The organism is Marinobacter litoralis, from assembly GCF_016427555.1.
GTDB lineage: Bacteria > Pseudomonadota > Gammaproteobacteria > Pseudomonadales > Oleiphilaceae > Marinobacter > Marinobacter litoralis_A.
Genome location: NZ_JAELVS010000001.1, coordinates 798,247 through 813,936, shown reverse-complemented (window position 1 = coordinate 813,936; position 15,690 = coordinate 798,247). Strand labels below are relative to the sequence as shown.

The 15,690-nt window shown below is 56.4% G+C and carries 14 protein-coding genes; 6 read left to right on the top strand and 8 right to left on the bottom strand.

Annotated features, from left to right (window positions below; all coding sequences use genetic code 11):
• Positions 1-63 precede the first annotated feature (63 nt).
• Both rapA and cysZ read right to left on the bottom strand, forming a co-directional pair.
• Positions 64-2,928 (bottom strand): RNA polymerase-associated protein RapA, encoded by a 2,865-nt coding sequence (gene rapA / locus JAO79_RS03625; protein ID WP_199005774.1) that lies wholly within the window; start codon positions 2,926-2,928, stop codon positions 64-66.
• Between the two features lie 17 nt (positions 2,929-2,945).
• Entirely contained in the window at positions 2,946-3,695 is a 750-nt protein-coding gene (cysZ, locus tag JAO79_RS03620) for a sulfate transporter CysZ (protein ID WP_199005773.1), read from the bottom strand.
• Between the two features lie 95 nt (positions 3,696-3,790).
• Between cysZ and JAO79_RS03615 the strand changes: the two genes are divergently transcribed.
• Positions 3,791-4,171, top strand: a complete 381-nt coding sequence (locus JAO79_RS03615) for a VanZ family protein (RefSeq protein WP_199005772.1) — start codon at positions 3,791-3,793, stop codon at positions 4,169-4,171.
• 485 nt (positions 4,172-4,656) lie between these two features.
• On the opposite strand, the gene JAO79_RS03610 is transcribed toward JAO79_RS03615, so the two are convergent.
• The gene (locus tag JAO79_RS03610; RefSeq protein WP_199005771.1) at positions 4,657-5,316 is read right to left on the bottom strand and encodes a 50S ribosomal protein L11 methyltransferase; all 660 of its coding nucleotides are present in this window, start codon (positions 5,314-5,316) and stop codon (positions 4,657-4,659) included.
• 114 nt (positions 5,317-5,430) lie between these two features.
• Here JAO79_RS03610 and mnmH point away from each other — a divergent pair, with 114 nt between their 5' ends.
• From mnmH to JAO79_RS03585, 5 genes are all read left to right on the top strand, one after another.
• Entirely contained in the window at positions 5,431-6,540 is a 1,110-nt protein-coding gene (gene mnmH, locus JAO79_RS03605; protein WP_199005770.1) for a tRNA 2-selenouridine(34) synthase MnmH, read from the top strand.
• A gap of 122 nt (positions 6,541-6,662) precedes the next feature.
• A complete protein-coding gene (locus JAO79_RS03600; RefSeq protein WP_199005769.1) occupies positions 6,663-7,496 on the top strand; it encodes a mechanosensitive ion channel family protein in 834 nt (277 codons plus the stop codon).
• 165 nt (positions 7,497-7,661) lie between these two features.
• Entirely contained in the window at positions 7,662-8,216 is a 555-nt protein-coding gene (locus JAO79_RS03595; protein WP_199005768.1) for an aminoacyl-tRNA deacylase, read from the top strand.
• Between the two features lie 92 nt (positions 8,217-8,308).
• Positions 8,309-9,604, top strand: a complete 1,296-nt coding sequence (locus JAO79_RS03590) for an FAD-dependent monooxygenase (RefSeq protein WP_199005767.1) — start codon at positions 8,309-8,311, stop codon at positions 9,602-9,604.
• A gap of 41 nt (positions 9,605-9,645) precedes the next feature.
• Positions 9,646-10,011: a histidine triad nucleotide-binding protein gene (locus JAO79_RS03585; protein ID WP_199005766.1), complete on the top strand. Its 366-nt coding sequence runs from the start codon at positions 9,646-9,648 to the stop codon at positions 10,009-10,011.
• Positions 10,012-10,178: 167 nt separating this feature from the next.
• Here JAO79_RS03585 and phoU read toward each other — a convergent pair whose 3' ends face one another.
• The 5 genes from phoU to JAO79_RS03560 all read right to left on the bottom strand — a co-directional run bounded on the left by phoU (position 10,179) and on the right by JAO79_RS03560 (position 15,646).
• Positions 10,179-10,901, bottom strand: a complete 723-nt coding sequence (gene phoU, locus JAO79_RS03580; RefSeq protein WP_199005765.1) for a phosphate signaling complex protein PhoU — start codon at positions 10,899-10,901, stop codon at positions 10,179-10,181.
• Positions 10,902-10,931: 30 nt separating this feature from the next.
• Positions 10,932-11,819, bottom strand: coding sequence for a phosphate ABC transporter ATP-binding protein PstB (pstB, locus tag JAO79_RS03575; RefSeq protein ID WP_413785044.1), 888 nt, complete (start codon positions 11,817-11,819; stop codon positions 10,932-10,934).
• Between the two features lie 11 nt (positions 11,820-11,830).
• Positions 11,831-13,108, bottom strand: a complete 1,278-nt coding sequence (gene pstA / locus JAO79_RS03570) for a phosphate ABC transporter permease PstA (protein ID WP_199005764.1) — start codon at positions 13,106-13,108, stop codon at positions 11,831-11,833.
• Entirely contained in the window at positions 13,101-14,489 is a 1,389-nt protein-coding gene (pstC, locus tag JAO79_RS03565; RefSeq protein ID WP_199005763.1) for a phosphate ABC transporter permease subunit PstC, read from the bottom strand. Before pstC ends, pstA begins: the two co-directional genes overlap by 8 nt.
• Positions 14,490-14,596: 107 nt before the next feature.
• Positions 14,597-15,646 (bottom strand): substrate-binding domain-containing protein, encoded by a 1,050-nt coding sequence (locus JAO79_RS03560; protein ID WP_199005762.1) that lies wholly within the window; start codon positions 15,644-15,646, stop codon positions 14,597-14,599.
• Between the last annotated feature and the right edge of the window lie 44 nt (positions 15,647-15,690).

Below are 15,690 nucleotides of genomic sequence, written 5' to 3'. Positions count from 1 at the left end.
ATCCAACTTACCTTAACAGGTGTTCTTGCGCCAGATAACCACAAAGCCGAATTCACACTTACCTCACGATGTTACGATCACCCGAATGCCTTCCAGTGCCAAACTGGCATGGCCCACGGCTTCTCGGGCTGCCGAGAGCTGCTCCCGCAGGAAGTCAATTTCCTCGTCACGAATCGCCGGGTTTACCTTCTTCAACGCTTCCAGGCGCCGTATTTCCGGCTCAAAACCCGCTTCAACCTGAGCCAGCGCCTGCTCTTTCAGCGGGCCAAGATGCGGATCAGACAGCCGCTCTGCGTGATCCACCATGGTTTCCACTTCAGCCCGGATCTTCGGCACAATCGCCTGCGCTGTGCGCCGTCGAATGTTCGAGCACAACTCGTTCAGACGGTCATGGGGCAGTGCCTTCGACAAATCACGGCCATTCACGTCAACCACCAGTCGCAGCGGCGATACCGGCAAGTAGCGAGTCAATTGCAGACTTTCGGGCGCCGGGCAATGCACGGCGAAAACGGCTTCCAGCAGCAGTGTGCCCGGCGGCAGGGCTTTAACGGAAAGATTGGCCAACGCGGCCTTACCCAAACCGGAACTGGTCACCGAGTCCATCACCCCCGTTACCATCGGGTGCTCCCAGCTCATGAACGCCATATCTTCACGCTGCAGCGCCTGTTCCCGCTCCCAGGTTACGGTCAGTCCGTCTTCCGGCAGCTCAGAAACATGGCCGGACTGGTACTGCTCGCCAGGCTTCAGCACATCGGCGTGTTCGCTGTGGTCTTCGATATCAACACCCAGAATATCGAACGCCTGCACCATGTAATCACGTACTTGGGCCGAGCCTTCTTCTTTTTCGATTTCCGCGATCAGAGCCTCTGCCTCGTCCCGGCGGCAGGAATTCAGCTCAATCAACGCATCCCGCCCGTTATGCAACAGGGTTTTAAGGCGCTTTGTTTCGTCTGCGCTGGCCGCCAGTAGCGGCTCCAGTGCCGCCTGATCCCCGTCGAGAGCCTTCTGCCAATCGTTACTGACGTGCTCATGCACGGCAACGCCCACGGCACAGCTTTCCGAAAAGGCATTTAAACCATCATGGAACCAACGGTACTGGACCTCCTGACTGGTGCCCTGCAGGTAAGGAATGTGAATCTTGATGGCTTCAGTCTGGCCAATGCGGTCCAAACGACCAATCCGCTGCTCGAGCAAATCGGCGTTCGACGGCAGATCAAACAACACAAGGTGATGAGCAAACTGGAAGTTACGGCCTTCACTGCCGATTTCCGAACAGATCAGCGCCTGCGCGCCCTGCTCGGTGTCTGCGAAATAGGCCGCGGCGCGATCCCGTTCGACCAGACTCAGGTGCTCATGGAAGGCTGCGCTGCGGATGCCTGCCCGTAACTGCAGATAACTTTCCAGCGCCATTGCGGTATCTGCACGGGCGCAGATAACCACCACTTTCGCCGGGCGTAAACTGGCCAACTTTTTCTCCAGCCAGGCCACGCGGGGGTCTTCCGCCAGCCACTGTTCTTCCGACGCGGTTTGTTCCGGTGCCAGACCCGTATCGCCGTAGCGTGCCTCGTCATAGAGCTCCGGACACGGCAGAGGCTCCGGCAGAGGCTGGCGCTCCGGGAATCCTTTAATCGCGGCGCGGGTATTTCGGAACAGGACTCGCCCGGTTCCGTGACGGTCCAGCAGGGCGTCGATAATGGCTAGGTGCGCATCGTCCTGTTTCAGTAACTCGGGCAACTCGTCGCCCAACCAGTTTTGCAGCGCGGCCTGATCCTCTTCCGCGATTTGACCTGGCGTTGCCTGCAGTCTGCGCACCACCGAGTTGATGGCTTCGTATTGCTGCTCTTCCGCGCGGAAGGTTTCCAAATCGTGGAAACGGGCCGGGTCCAGCAAGCGTAAACGGGCAAAATGACTGGCTATACCCACCTGTTCGGGAGTTGCAGTCAACAGCAACAGGCCTTTACTGGCGGCCGACAGCTCTTCAACCACCTGGTATTCCGGGCTGGCTTGTTCCGGTGCCCACGCCAGGTGATGAGCTTCGTCTACCACCATCAGGTCCCAACCCGCTGCCAACGCGTGCTTACGGGCTTTCTTGCTGCTGACCAGGAAATCCAGGCTGCACAGAACCAGCTGGTCCGATTCGAACGGATTTTCGCCATCGTCGTCATCACCGAAGATGTGGTTAACCAATGCATCCACATCGTCTTCCTGGGCCTTGATGTCATCGTAACGGCCTTGATCGACAATCGAGAACCTCAGGTTAAAGCGGCGCAGCATTTCCACCAGCCACTGATGCATGAGCGAATCCGGCACCACAATCAAGGCACGGCGCGCCCGACCGGTATGCAACTGATAGTGCAGAATGAGGCCCGCTTCGATGGTCTTGCCCAACCCCACTTCGTCTGCCAGCAACACGCGTGGGGCGTGACGGCGGGCCACTTCATGGGCGATGTACAGCTGGTGCGGCAAATGTTGGGTGCGGGCACCAATCAACCCTTGCGCGGCAGACGCCCGGAGCCGGTCCTGGTGTTCAAGCGTGGACACACGCAAACGGAAGGCGCCATTGCGGTCAAACTGGCCCGCAAACAACCGCTGATGAGGTGCCGAAAAGTTCACCGAACCCGCCAGCTTCACTTCCGAAACCTGTACGGTTTGTTCGCCGTCGTCGGCGTGGTACATCAGAATGCCGCCAATTTCTTCTACGGCACGCACGGTATATTTGCTGCCATCAAAGGTTTCAATCTCCTCACCCAACTGAAACACAATTCTGGATAAGGGTGCGTTATCGATGGCGTAGGTGCGTTCTTCATCAGCCGCAGGAAATCCCAGTGTGACCCGGCGACCGGAGATGTCGGTAACAATACCCAACCCCAAAGCCGTATCACTGTGACTGATCCAACGCTGGCCGATGGCAAATTCCGATGTTTCCAAGAAACCTCCGATAAAAATTACTGATGTTTAGAATCGTTTTCGCGAACCCAATACGCGGTTGCACCGCACACAGCAGCCGGCACCACAATCAGGTTCAGTATGGGCACCATGGCTGCCAGCGCGACCGGCAAACCAAACCCCAGAGCCGACAACCGGCTGGCTGCAAGGTCTTTACGCAGCTTGGGGAAGCTGACCCTGTGATTGTCGGCGGGGAAATCTACATACTGCAGAGCCATCATCCAGCTGTTAAACAGAAACCAGAGCACGGCCGCTGCCAGGTTGACGACAGGGATCAGGCCAATAATAAACAAGCCCAACGCCCGGGGCAGGTAATAGGCTATTTTCTGCACCTCGCGCCAGAGGGCCCGGGGAATATCTTTGATAATCGCGGCCCAGCTTCCGTCGGTGCTGACCTCTTGGCCAGTAAGGTGTTTTTCTGTTAATTCGGAAAGATAGCCGTAAAAGGGCGATCCAATCAGGTTGGCTATGATGACAAACCCATAGGCCAGCATCAGCAAAATCACCACGCCATACAAAAGCCAAAACAGCCAGTCCAAAGCCTGCAACCAGGCCCAGTCCGGCAGCCAGGCCATCGCGCCGGCAATCATGACCGCGAACAGCTCAGCCAGGAAGTAAAACAACAGTCCGAACAACAGAATGTTGATCACAAGTGGAATGATCACGAACAGCCGAAGGCCGGGTTGGCGAATCAGCCTGAACCCCTCTCCCAGGTAGCCCAGTCCTCGAAAAAAGTTTCCCTTGAGCATTGCTGGTGTTCCTCCGCTGCCATGACAATAACGGGGCGCAAAGCATATCATGTCAGGCACGATCCCACAGCCTGCAACTACTCTCGGATTTCCCTATGCGTCGTTTTCGACAACTCCTTGATTCACTCTTGCGCCAAACCCGGCTTTGGCAGACCGTATTCTTCCTCTCTCTCGCGGCTATCCTGTATCTGGCGACCACCAGCCAAAGCTACCCCATCCCGTCTTCGGCCAACGATAAGATCAATCACTTGATCGCCTTTGCCGAGCTGACCATCGTCACACGACTGGCCTGGCCACGCCTCGGTTTTTACTGGTATGTACCGGCATTACTGAGTTTCGGCTTCGCTCTTGAAGCAATCCAGGCAACCTTGCCGTATCGGGACTTCTCGTTAGCGGATGTGCTGGCCGACGCCTTGGGCATTGCCATCGGCATGCTGCCTTGGCCCGGCATTCGCCGCGTCGGGGCAACCACGTAAGACAAAAGCCCGAATGCTTGTGCGATATATCTCACAAGGCCGTAAGAACTTTCGGCTTCATGGCGTGCGCAGCTTATCTTCACGCACCGAAAAATACTCATAAGCCATTAATTTTACGTAATTTTTTGGCAATTCACCTAAAACAGATCCAACTTTTCGTGCCCGGGTCACAGGCTTGCAACAAAAGCCTTGGTATAGTGTTTCTCGTCAGGGATGACAGGGAAATGGACGACGCAAAGGACGCACCCCCACAAGGATTGAGGGGAGAAGCAAGGACACACGGACGCTTCGCTTAAGGGAAACCGAATTGGATTGCCGGCTCGGACGCCGGCACCAGGGAAAGGCAAAGGATCCAGCAACAAGGCTGTTGCTCACCGCGCAAGGACGCGCTATTTGTTCCGACTGTGAACTGCTCAGGATGGCGGTTCAGTACCTGTAAAGGGCGGCTTTCGAGTCGCCCTTTATTTTTTCGGATACCCCGCTTGCTAACCCCTACCCTCTGCCAGATAGATCCGAACCTTATTAAACTCCTCGAATTCATTCAGGTCTGGCCAGGTTCGTGCCTCAACCATGCCTTGGCGAACATAGTCGGCATTGCCCAGATCCTTCACCCGGGAATCTGCCAGCAGCACCTGTTTCGCCGCGGCCTGGAAAGCGGTTAAGAGCGGCCGGTTTTCAGGGTCGTAGAGCACATCGGCCGCGGTCACCAGATCCAGATGTTGCGGCCTATTTGCCCAATCGTCACACAGCTCCACATGCACACCGTTCAACCTTGCATTGGCGGCTGCCGCATCCAGCGCGGCCGGATCAATATCGCAAGCGATCGAGCGGTCGGCTCCCGCCCTGGCCGCGGCAACCGCCACCACCCCTGATCCGGACCCGAAATCCAGCACCGTTTTGCCACGCACCAGCTCTGGATGATCCAGAATCCACTGTGCCAGCACCTGACCGCTGGCCCAACAGAATGACCAATAAGCAGGCTCGGCAACCACCGCTTGCGCTTCATCGTGACTAAGCGGGCCTTCCAGCACTGTTGGATCAAACAGATACAGCGGCATACTCGGGCAACCCGCCGGTGCCGATTCCGCAACGCGCCCCCGGCTCAAGGTCTTACGAAGGTGTTGGTTGAGATGTTCTGGCGTCATCATAGATCCTGTTCAGGTACAAAAACGGACGACATTGTACCCTTAGCCATGATGTCGGGATAATGGCAGTCCGGTATACTGCCGGCTCACTCAAAACCACAGTGAACCGAGGACATGGCCAGCAGACCCGATACCGATGATTACCTGAACCTGTTCCTGAACGATGTGCCGCTCATGGATGTGCGGGCGCCGATTGAATTCGGCAAAGGCAGCTTTCCCGGTGCCGTCAACGCGCCCCTGATGAACGACGAAGAACGCCACCGAATCGGCATCTGCTACAAGGAAAAAGGACAGGACAAGGCCATCGAACTTGGTCACCAACTGGTGTCCGGCGACCTAAAGGCTCAAAGAATCGAAGCCTGGAAGCGTTTTACCACCCAACACCCGGACGGCTATCTGTTTTGCTTCCGTGGCGGCCTGCGTTCACGCCTGACCCAGCAGTGGATCAAGGATTCGGGTATTGATTACCCTCTGGTCAAAGGCGGTTACAAAGCCCTGCGTCGATTCCTGATCGACAGCCTCGATGCGCTCATCGAAAAGCAGGATTTTCAGGTGGTCAGCGGCCGCACCGGCACCGGTAAAACCCGGGTTCTGCTCGACCTCCCCAATCCCGTCGATCTTGAAGGGCTTGCCAATCACCGAGGCTCAAGCTTTGGCCGGCAAGTCAGCCCTCAGCCTTCCCAAATCGACTTCGAGAACCACTTGGCAGTGGCCATGCTGAAGGCCCACCACAAGATCGGCGGTCCGGTCTATCTGGAAGACGAAAGCCGCCTGATCGGGCGTTGCGCCATGCCTGAACGCTTGCGCGCCAGAATGAGCGAATCCGGCTTGCTGATTCTGGAACAGCCGATGGAAGAGCGCATCGCCATCATCCGGGCCGATTACGTGGAAAACATGCTGGCCGATTACGTCGCTCGCGACGGAGAAGAAGCCGGCTGGCTGAATTTCCGGGAATACCTGCTCAGTGCGCTGGACCGCATCCGTAAGCGCTTGGGCGGTGAACGGCATCAGCAATTACGCACTCAGATGGAACAGGCGCTGGAACAACAGGAAAAAGGGTGCGTTGCCGCACACGACCGCTGGATTGAAAATCTGCTCAACGACTATTACGACCCGATGTACGACTACCAGCTTAGCCAGAAACAAGGCCGGATACTGGTACGTGGCGGCCCTCGCGAGATCATCGAGTACGCCCAATCTCATCACAACCTTCTGCCAAACTGAGCCGGATTTGCATCACGCGGTTCGCTGACTCTAGGATACCTACCTATACTGGAGCAGGTTAAGTCTGTTAAGACAGCAAGTTACCCAGCTTTTTCAAGCACCCAAAGTTAAGGAGCGTTTCTATGGAAGAACTTTTCAGCGATAGCGGCAAAGCTTCCGAGTTACTGGAGCAAGGCATCGCGATGGTTATGGCCTATGCCCCGAAAGTACTCTTGGCCATTATCACGCTGATCATCGGCCTGTGGGTGATCAACCGTTTTGTGACCATTCTGGACAACAAACTCGGCAAGAAAGACCCCACCCTGAATAAATTCCTGTGTGCCCTGATCGGCGCAATCCTCAAAATCCTGCTGTTGATCTCCGTCGCCTCGATGGTCGGCATTGCCACCACCTCGTTTGTGGCGATTATTGGTGCCGCCGGTCTGGCCGTTGGTTTAGCACTGCAAGGCAGCCTCGCCAACTTTGCTGGCGGCGTATTGATCCTGATCTTCAAGCCTTTCAAAGTCGGCGATGTCATTGAGGCTCAGGGCTTTATGGGATCTGTGCGCGAAATCAGCATTCTTTACACCATTGTGGACACCTTCGATAACCGTCGCATCGTAATCCCCAACGGTGATCTGTCCAATTCCAGCCTGACCAACATGAGCGTTTACGAAACCAGACGCTGCGATATGACGTTCGGTATCGGTTACGACGACGACATCGACAAAGCGAAAGCCATTTGCAAGCGATTGATCGAAGAAGACGAGCGTGCTCTGAAAGATCCGGAACCACTCATCGTTGTCGGTGGGCTGGGTGACAGCTCTGTTGACCTGAAGGTTCGCGCCTGGACCAACTCTGCGGATCTGTGGCCGTTCTACTGGGACATGCAAGAACGTGTGAAGAAAGCGTTTGATGCGGAAGGCATCTCTATTCCGTTCCCGCAGCGCGATGTACACATGATCAAAGCCGATTAATCGGAACCCTGTCACACCGGGCGAACGATTATTCGCAAAGCAAAAATCCTGGGCTAAGCTGTCGGTAAGGCGGGCAAACAATGCTCTGCCTGCTACCGGAGCCGGCCCGGGATTTTTTTTCGGAAGGCTCTACAATCCTGTCCGTACTGTCAGGAGGTTGTATTTATGCCAGTACAACAGCTTAAAGATTTCCTGGACCAATCCGGCACCGAATACATGTGCCTCAATCACCCTCCCGCCTTCACCGCACAGGAACTTGCTCACCACGTACAGATTGCCGGCGACAAAGTGGCTAAAACCGTCATTCTCGAGCTCGATGGCAAAATGGCCATGCTGGTGATGCCAGCCACGTGGCGCATTAGGTGGGACAGTCTGTCCAGCATTCTCGATACGGACTTCGTGGATCTCGCCGACGAACAAACCTTTCAGGATCGTTTTCCTAACTGTGAAGTAGGAGCCATGCCGCCCTTCGGCAACCTTTTCGACATGACCGTCTACTGCGCTGAAGCACTGACCGAACAAGAAGACCTGGCGTTCGCCGCGGGCAGCCATACCGAAACCCTGCATATGAAGACCAGAGATTTTCTGAATCTAGTGCAGCCGCTGGTGCTGACTCGCGGTTTCAAAAAGCCGGGTGCACAAAAACCGGCCTGGATGCTCAAAGGGCGCCAGCAATCCACTGAACCGTCACGCCAACGGGTAACCGGTATAACCGGCTGACCGCTTTCATTAACCGACGGAGTCGATTGCGTTCCATCGCTTGTCTGTTCTTTGCCTTCGCGTAAACTGTGGGCATCAGACAGGAACCCGATATGACTCAAGCTTTTGATATTGTGATCGTCGGCGCCGGTATGGTCGGCGCCGCTCTTGCCACCGGCCTGGGGCGCGAGGGCTTCAATGTAGCCATGGTGGATCGCGCTCCGGCGCCGGCGTTCGACCCGGAGGCCGCTCCCGATATTCGCGTGTCTGCGCTCAGTGCCGGAAGCGAAGCCTATTTGCAAAGCCTCGGAGCCTGGGATCACATACTCGCGATGCGAGCCACGCCTTACCGCAGGCTCGCAGTCTGGGACGAAGCGCCCCACCCCTTGAGCAAACTGCTCCCCAGAACCGCCAATCACGTTGAGTTCACCGCCGACGGGTTGAGTGCCACACATCTGGGCCACATTGTGGAAAACTCCGTAACCCAGAATGGACTATGGCAAGCGGCAGAGGCAGAACCCAGCGTTTCTATACTGGCAGGCCACGGTGTTTCCGGTATTGGCCAAACCGAAAAACAGGCCACGGTGACGCTTGAGAACGGCCAAGAGCTGACGGCAGCGCTGGTGATTGGTGCCGATGGCGGCCAATCGAGAGTCCGGGACATGGCCGGCATCGGCATCACCAAAGATCAATACAGCCAACAGGCCATGATCATTTCCGTGCGCTACCAAGGCAACGTGCAGGACATCACCTGGCAGGGGTTCTATCCTTCCGGCCCCCGAGCGTTCTTACCCTTGTATAGCGCCGGAGCCCAGTATCCGGGTGAAAGTCGCGGGTCTTTGGTCTGGTACGACTCTCCCGCTGAGATTGCACGCCTGAAAAGCCTGAGCAATGAGGCGTTGATGGCCGAAATTCAAAAAGCGTTCCCCCAGGAACTGCCACCCTTAACCCATGTTGAAGAGCGCGGCAGCTTCCCCATCGCACGACAACACGCCAAGCACTATTATTCGGGCCGGGTGGTACTCACCGGCGATGCCGCCCACACCATCAACCCGTTGGCGGGCCAAGGGGTGAATCTGGGCTTTCAGGACGCTGAATGTTTGCAGGGGATGTTAAAAGAAGCGCGCCGCGGCGGAGATGATCTGGCCAGCGCACATTGGTTGGGGCTATATGAACAACAGCGCCGCCCGGCCAACCGGCGCATGATGCTGGCCATGGATCTGTTTTATCACCTGTTCAGCAACACCATTCCGCCGCTGCACCTGGCCCGCAACCTGGGCCTTGGTGCAGCCCGCGCCCTACCCTTCGCTCGCAACAAAGTGGCACGCTACGCGATGGGGCTGGACAGTCAGCCGCCGGCGATATTTCGGGAAATCAGCAACCGTTTACCTATGCCAAACTGGCTTTAAACCGACACCCAACGGACTCAAAGAACAACCAAGGAGCCATTATGTCTGAAACACTCTTTACCAAGATCATCAACCGGGAGATCCCGGCCGACATCGTTTACGAAGACGACCTGACCCTGGCGTTCAAGGACATCAACCCGCAAGCGCCGGTGCATTTGCTGATTATTCCGAAGAAACACATCGCGACGATCAACGACATCGAAGAAGGCGACCGGGAAGTGGTGGGCCATTTGTACTGGGTGGCCGCAAAGCTGGCCAAGGAAATGGGCTTTGCCGACGATGGCTACCGGGTAGTTATGAACTGCGGCGAGAACTCAGGGCAGACGGTGTTCCATATCCATCTGCACCTGTTGGCTGGCAAACCACTGGGCTGGCCGCCGTATACCGACAAGATGAAGCAGGCCTGATATTGGAGTAAGCAAGCGGGCCGGTGGTGCTGTTCGGGACACGCTCAAGGCATCCCTGCGCGCTTAGCTTTCGCCATCCCTGGCGAAAGATAGTCCCGAACAGCACCACCGGCCCACTTGCTTCAGGCTTCAGTTAAAGCCCGCCTCCCAGCTCGATGCCCCAGACTTCAGCGCCCAAGCACCCGCTCAGCTTCTTCCATGGATGCGTGCCGCACGTCTTCACCTTTGGCCATGAAAATCACGTGCTCGGCAATGTTACATGCGTGATCGCCAATGCGCTCCAAAGCGCGCAACACCCACATCACCATCATGCAACGCGTGATATTACGGGCATCTTCCATCATGAAGGTCAGCAAAGCCCGCGCGGCGGCCTGATACTCTTCATCGACTTGCTTGTCTTCTTTCATAACGCGTAATGCCTGATCGGTATCCAACCGGGCAAACGCGTCCAGCGCATCGTGCAGCATGCTTTGCACGTGCTTACCGATGTGGCGGATTTCCACGTAGCCACGCGGTGCCTGTCCTTCTTCGGACAGCTTGATCGCCATTTTGGCGATCTTTTTTGCTTCATCGCCCACCCGCTCTAGGTCAGCCACCATCTTGATCACCGAAATCACCAAACGCAGATCTCGCGCCGCGGGCTGGCGACGGGCGATGACCAAAATGGCCTCTTCGTCGAGGTCCATTTCCATGCGGTCAACGGTTTTGTCGTTCTGCCGGACATCTTCGGCCAGTTGGCTGTTGTTATCGGTGAGGGCCTCAATGGCTTGTTCAACCTGACTCTCCACCATACCGCCCATGTTCAGAAACTGGGTTTTCAGTTCGGTCAGTTCGTCATTGAATTTGGCGGAAATGTGGTCGCCGTATACGTCATCTTTTGAGTTGGACATGCTTTCTTTCTCCAGCTGTGCCAGACCGGTTTAACCGAAACGACCGGTAATGTAGGACTCGGTCAATTGGTGATCAGGGGCGGTAAACACCTTGTCGGTGTCGTTTACTTCGACCAGATGGCCAAGGTGGAAGTAAGCGGTACGATCTGAAACCCGGGCTGCCTGCTGCATCGAGTGGGTTACAATCACGATGGTGTAGCTCTCCGACATTTCGGCGATCAACTCTTCTACCTTCGCGGTCGCAATGGGGTCCAAAGCCGAGCAGGGTTCGTCCATCAGGATCACTTCCGGGCTCACCGCAATCGCACGGGCAATGCACAACCGCTGCTGCTGGCCGCCGGACATACCGGTTGCACTGGCATCCAGGCGGTCTTTTACCTCATCCCACAACCCGGCTTTGCGCAGGCTGTTTTCAACGATGTCGTCCAGGTCTGATTTGCGGTTCGCCAAGCCGTGAATCCGCGGGCCGTAAGCCACGTTGTCGTAGATGGATTTCGGGAACGGGTTCGGTTTCTGGAACACCATGCCAACCCGGGCACGCAATTCCACTACATCCCGTTTGGGGTCGTAGAGATCCTGATCGTCGAGCATCAGCGAACCTTTCACCTGGCAAATATCGATGCTGTCGTTCATCCGGTTCAGGCAACGCAAAAAGGTGGATTTACCGCAGCCTGACGGCCCGATAAACGCAATCACCTCATTCCGGCCGATATCCAGGCTGATGTTCTTGATCGCCGGACTCTCGCCATAGAACACTTCCACATTGCGCAGCTTGAACTTCGGATCGTCGGAAAAAGGCTGGCCTACGGTGGTGCCTTCGGTTATCACTGCATTTTCCGGTTGTTCATTAATCACGGGCTTAGCCACCTTTTCAGACATATTCTCGGTACGTATCGCTGTTGCATTCATACTGTTCATCGCTGTACTCCTTACCACCGGCGCTCTAGACGTTTACGCAACCAAATGGCCAAACCGTTCATGGAAATCATAAACGCCAGCAAAATCATGATGCCGGCGGAGGCCAGTTCGACGAACCCCTGCTCGGCACTGCTGGCCCACTGATAAATCTGCACCGGAAGCACAGTGGCAGAGCTGAAGAAGCCGTCCGGCACTTCGACGATAAACGCCACCATCCCGATCAGCAGCAAAGGTGCCGTCTCGCCTAACGCCTGCGCCATACCAATAATGGAGCCAGTCATCATGCCGGGCATCGCCAGCGGAATGACGTGATGCAGAACCACCTGCATTTTGGAGGCACCGATGCCTTCCGCCGCTTCACGAATAGACGGCGGAACACTCTTGATGGCCGCCCGGCTGGAAATGATGATGGTCGGCAGGGTCATCAACGCTAATACCAAACCACCCAACACCGGCACCGACCGGGGCATGCCGAACACACCGATAAACACCGCCAGGCCGAGCAAGCCGAAAATGATCGACGGCACGGCGGCCAGGTTGTTGATGTTCACCTCGATGAAATCGGTCAGTTTGTTTTGCGGAGCAAACTCTTCCAGATACACCGCCGCAGCCACCCCGGTCGGGAAGGCGATCACCAGCGTAACCACCATGGTCAGCAGCGACCCCACGATGGCCCCGAGAATGCCCGCGTTGGAAGGCTCCCGGGAATCTCCCCGACTGAAGAACACGTCGTTGAAGCTGGTTGAAACCACGCCTTGTTCCACCAGTTCATCCACCCAGCGCTGCTGCTGCTCGGACAGGCGAATGCTGTAGGCCGGGTTGTCGGCATGTTTGACGTACACCGACACGGTATCGTGCACAAGAAACTCCAGCGTCTGGGTGGAGCCCAGCAAGTCCGGCTGCGCTTGCAACAAATCACGGATCTGGTTGCTGGCGTAGTTTCCGGACAACCGGCTCAGCTCACGAACGTCCTTTCTGGACTGCGCCTCCGGGAAATAGCGCTGCAGGGCCGCGATGATCGGCGCCTGGAAGTCCGCCATGGCGATCTGGTCTTTATCCGTCGGATCGTCCAGATACATCTGCTCACCATCCAGCACCACCTCCAGCGTCATCGTTGTTTTGATGAAACCGGTGTAGCCCTTGCCGATGATATCGGTGAACAGCACCACCAAAGACAGCAGCGCAACGGCGATGGCGGTCATGCCATAAAGCCGGAACCTGCGCTCCTTGCGGTAGCGTCGCTTCAGCGACTGGCGGACAATTTCCGCCTGCGTGCGTTGATTAGTCATATTGTTCCCTATATTTGCGAACCACTTTCAGGGCAATCATGTTGAGGGCCAGGGTCATAATGAAGAGCATCATGCCCAGAGCGAAGGCTGCCAGGGTCTTGGCGCTGTCGAATTCCTGGTCGCCGGTCAGCAGCGTGACAATCTGAACCGTGACGGTGGTGACCGAATCCAGCGGATTGGCGGTCAAGTTGGCGGCAAGGCCCGCGGCCATGACCACAATCATGGTTTCACCAATCGCCCGTGATGCCGCCAGCAAAATCCCGCCCATGATGCCGGGCAAGGCCGCCGGGAAAATCACATTCTTCATGGTTTCAGACTGAGTTGCGCCAAGCGCAAGGGAACCATCGCGCAGAGTGCGGGGCACTGCGTTGATCACGTCGTCCGACAGCGACGACACAAACGGGATAATCATGATGCCCATCACCAGACCCGCTGCCAGAGCACTCTGGGAAGACGCCTCTAACCCGACGGCTTCAGCCAGGTCCCGGATAAAGGGCGCTACCGTTAACGCGGCAAAAAAACCGTAAACGACCGTCGGCACGCCCGCCAGCATTTCCAGAAGCGGCTTGATGACGGAGCGGGCCGATTTCGAGGCGTATTCAGACAAGTAGACCGCAGACAACAGGCCAGTTGGCACCGCCACCAGCAGAGCGATCGCGGAGATCAGCAAGGTGCCGGTAAACAAAGGAATAATGCCAAAGGCGCCGTCCGAGCCCACCTGATCGGCGCGAAGTGCCGTTTGCGGACTCCAGGAGGTACCAAACAGGAATTCAGTAATCGGCACCTTGCCGAAGAAGCGGACGGTTTCGAAAATCACGGAGAAGACAATGCCCACCGTGGTCAGTACCGCCACCGCCGCACAGGCGAAGAAGATCCACCGGAGTGTCCGCTCAACGTTTTCCCGGGCGTTAATCTGCGGCTGCACCCGGCTCCAGGCAAAAGCGGCACCAAGCACGGCAATCAACACCACCAGAACCGTTTTAAACTGGCTGCTCTGGGCTTTCAAAGCGCCCAGTTTATCGGCGGCACTGACCACGTCTGCCGGCACAAAATCCGGGTTCAGCTTACCCGCGGCGACGTTGTTGATCTGGGACATAATCAAACTGGCCTCGCCCGCCGATTGCGGCAGCAGCTCCGTCGGCAACGAGCCCACGACCAGATTCTGAATGACCTTGCCTTCAAACGCAGCCCAAACGCTCAGAACAATCAAGGCGGGAATGGCACACCACAATGCTGCCCGGGCAGCGTAATAAAAGGGCAATGCCTTGAGGTTACGGATACCACCCATCGGGCCAGCAACCGTTCGCGACCGCATGTACGCCAATCCATAGGCTATGACGGCAATCACCAGAATCAGGGGCAATAGATTGGCCGTTTGCATAGAATTCTCTGTGTTAGGTGAATAATTAGTTTCTGTCAGATACAACAAAAGAACGCGAACCTCTCGGTTCGCATTCTCTCATCTTCCTTGATGATTCTGAGCGATGCTCAGAGTTCGTTACCGGTCATCGGCGTCAGGTTGCGTACCTTTTTGGCCACTTCCATGCGCACGTTGCGCGGGTTCGGAATCAGGCCAACATCCACCAGATAGCCGTTGTCACCCCAAGCACTTTCACTGGTGAACGCTTCGGCGTATTCCTTGATACCCGGAATCACGCTCACGTGAGCACTTTTGATGTAGAAGAACAGCGACCGGGCGACCGGGTAGTCTTCATCAGCAATGCTATCCGGCGTCGGCTCAACACCGTTGATCGTAGCTGGCTGAATCTGGCTGGCATTTTCCATCAGGAAACTGTAGCCGAAGATGCCCAAAGTGTCTTTATCCTGGGCCAGGCGCTGGACGATCAGGTTGTCGTTCTCGCCGGCTTCAACAAACAGGCCGTCTTCACGCATGCTGTGGCACACGCTGCGCATCTCTTTCTTGCCCATCGCCTTGATGAAATCGAAGGTCTTACAGCCACCTTCCATGGCAATTTCAACGAACGCATCGCGGGTACCGGAGGTTGGAGGCGGGCCCATTACGCTGATTTCTTTGTTCGGCAGACTGGCGTCGATGTCGCTCCACTTCTGGTAAGGGTTGGCAACCAGCTTGTCGCCACCTTTCGGGTCCGGGACTTCCTTGGCCAGAGCCAGAAACACCTGGCGCAGGCTCAGATCCATCTGATCCGCATCTTTGGAGTTGGCAATCACAATGCCGTCAGCGCCGATTTTCACTTCGGTGATGTCTTTCACCCCGTTGTTCTGGCACATCTCGAATTCGCTCTTCTTCATGCGACGAGATGCGTTGGTAATATCCGGATGCTGGGTGCCAATACCGGCGCAGAACAATTTCAAGCCACCACCCGAACCGGTCGATTCAAGTTTCGGTGTCGGGAAATCGGTGTTGCGACCAAAACGCTCGGCCACCACGGTCGCAAACGGGTAGACCGTCGAGGAGCCGACAATGTTCACGGTATCGCGGGCCATGGCTGGCACCGACACGGCGGCAAGGCTTCCTGCCAAAGCAACAGACGTCAGAGCTGATTTCAGTTTCATCACGTATTTGTCTCCAATATGGGTGGACGCTGTGTACGCATTTCGTT

Coding starts and splice junctions, on each gene's coding strand:
- cysZ (WP_199005773.1), bottom strand. CDS start 3,695: ATGCTCAAGGGAAACTTTTTTCGAGGACTGGGCTACCTGGGAGAGGGG.
- JAO79_RS03615 (WP_199005772.1), top strand. CDS start 3,791: ATGCGTCGTTTTCGACAACTCCTTGATTCACTCTTGCGCCAAACCCGG.
- JAO79_RS03610 (WP_199005771.1), bottom strand. CDS start 5,316: ATGACGCCAGAACATCTCAACCAACACCTTCGTAAGACCTTGAGCCGG.
- mnmH (WP_199005770.1), top strand. CDS start 5,431: ATGGCCAGCAGACCCGATACCGATGATTACCTGAACCTGTTCCTGAAC.
- JAO79_RS03600 (WP_199005769.1), top strand. CDS start 6,663: ATGGAAGAACTTTTCAGCGATAGCGGCAAAGCTTCCGAGTTACTGGAG.
- JAO79_RS03595 (WP_199005768.1), top strand. CDS start 7,662: ATGCCAGTACAACAGCTTAAAGATTTCCTGGACCAATCCGGCACCGAA.
- JAO79_RS03590 (WP_199005767.1), top strand. CDS start 8,309: ATGACTCAAGCTTTTGATATTGTGATCGTCGGCGCCGGTATGGTCGGC.
- JAO79_RS03585 (WP_199005766.1), top strand. CDS start 9,646: ATGTCTGAAACACTCTTTACCAAGATCATCAACCGGGAGATCCCGGCC.
- phoU (WP_199005765.1), bottom strand. CDS start 10,901: ATGTCCAACTCAAAAGATGACGTATACGGCGACCACATTTCCGCCAAA.
- pstB (WP_413785044.1), bottom strand. CDS start 11,819: ATGAACAGTATGAATGCAACAGCGATACGTACCGAGAATATGTCTGAA.
- pstA (WP_199005764.1), bottom strand. CDS start 13,108: ATGACTAATCAACGCACGCAGGCGGAAATTGTCCGCCAGTCGCTGAAG.
- pstC (WP_199005763.1), bottom strand. CDS start 14,489: ATGCAAACGGCCAATCTATTGCCCCTGATTCTGGTGATTGCCGTCATA.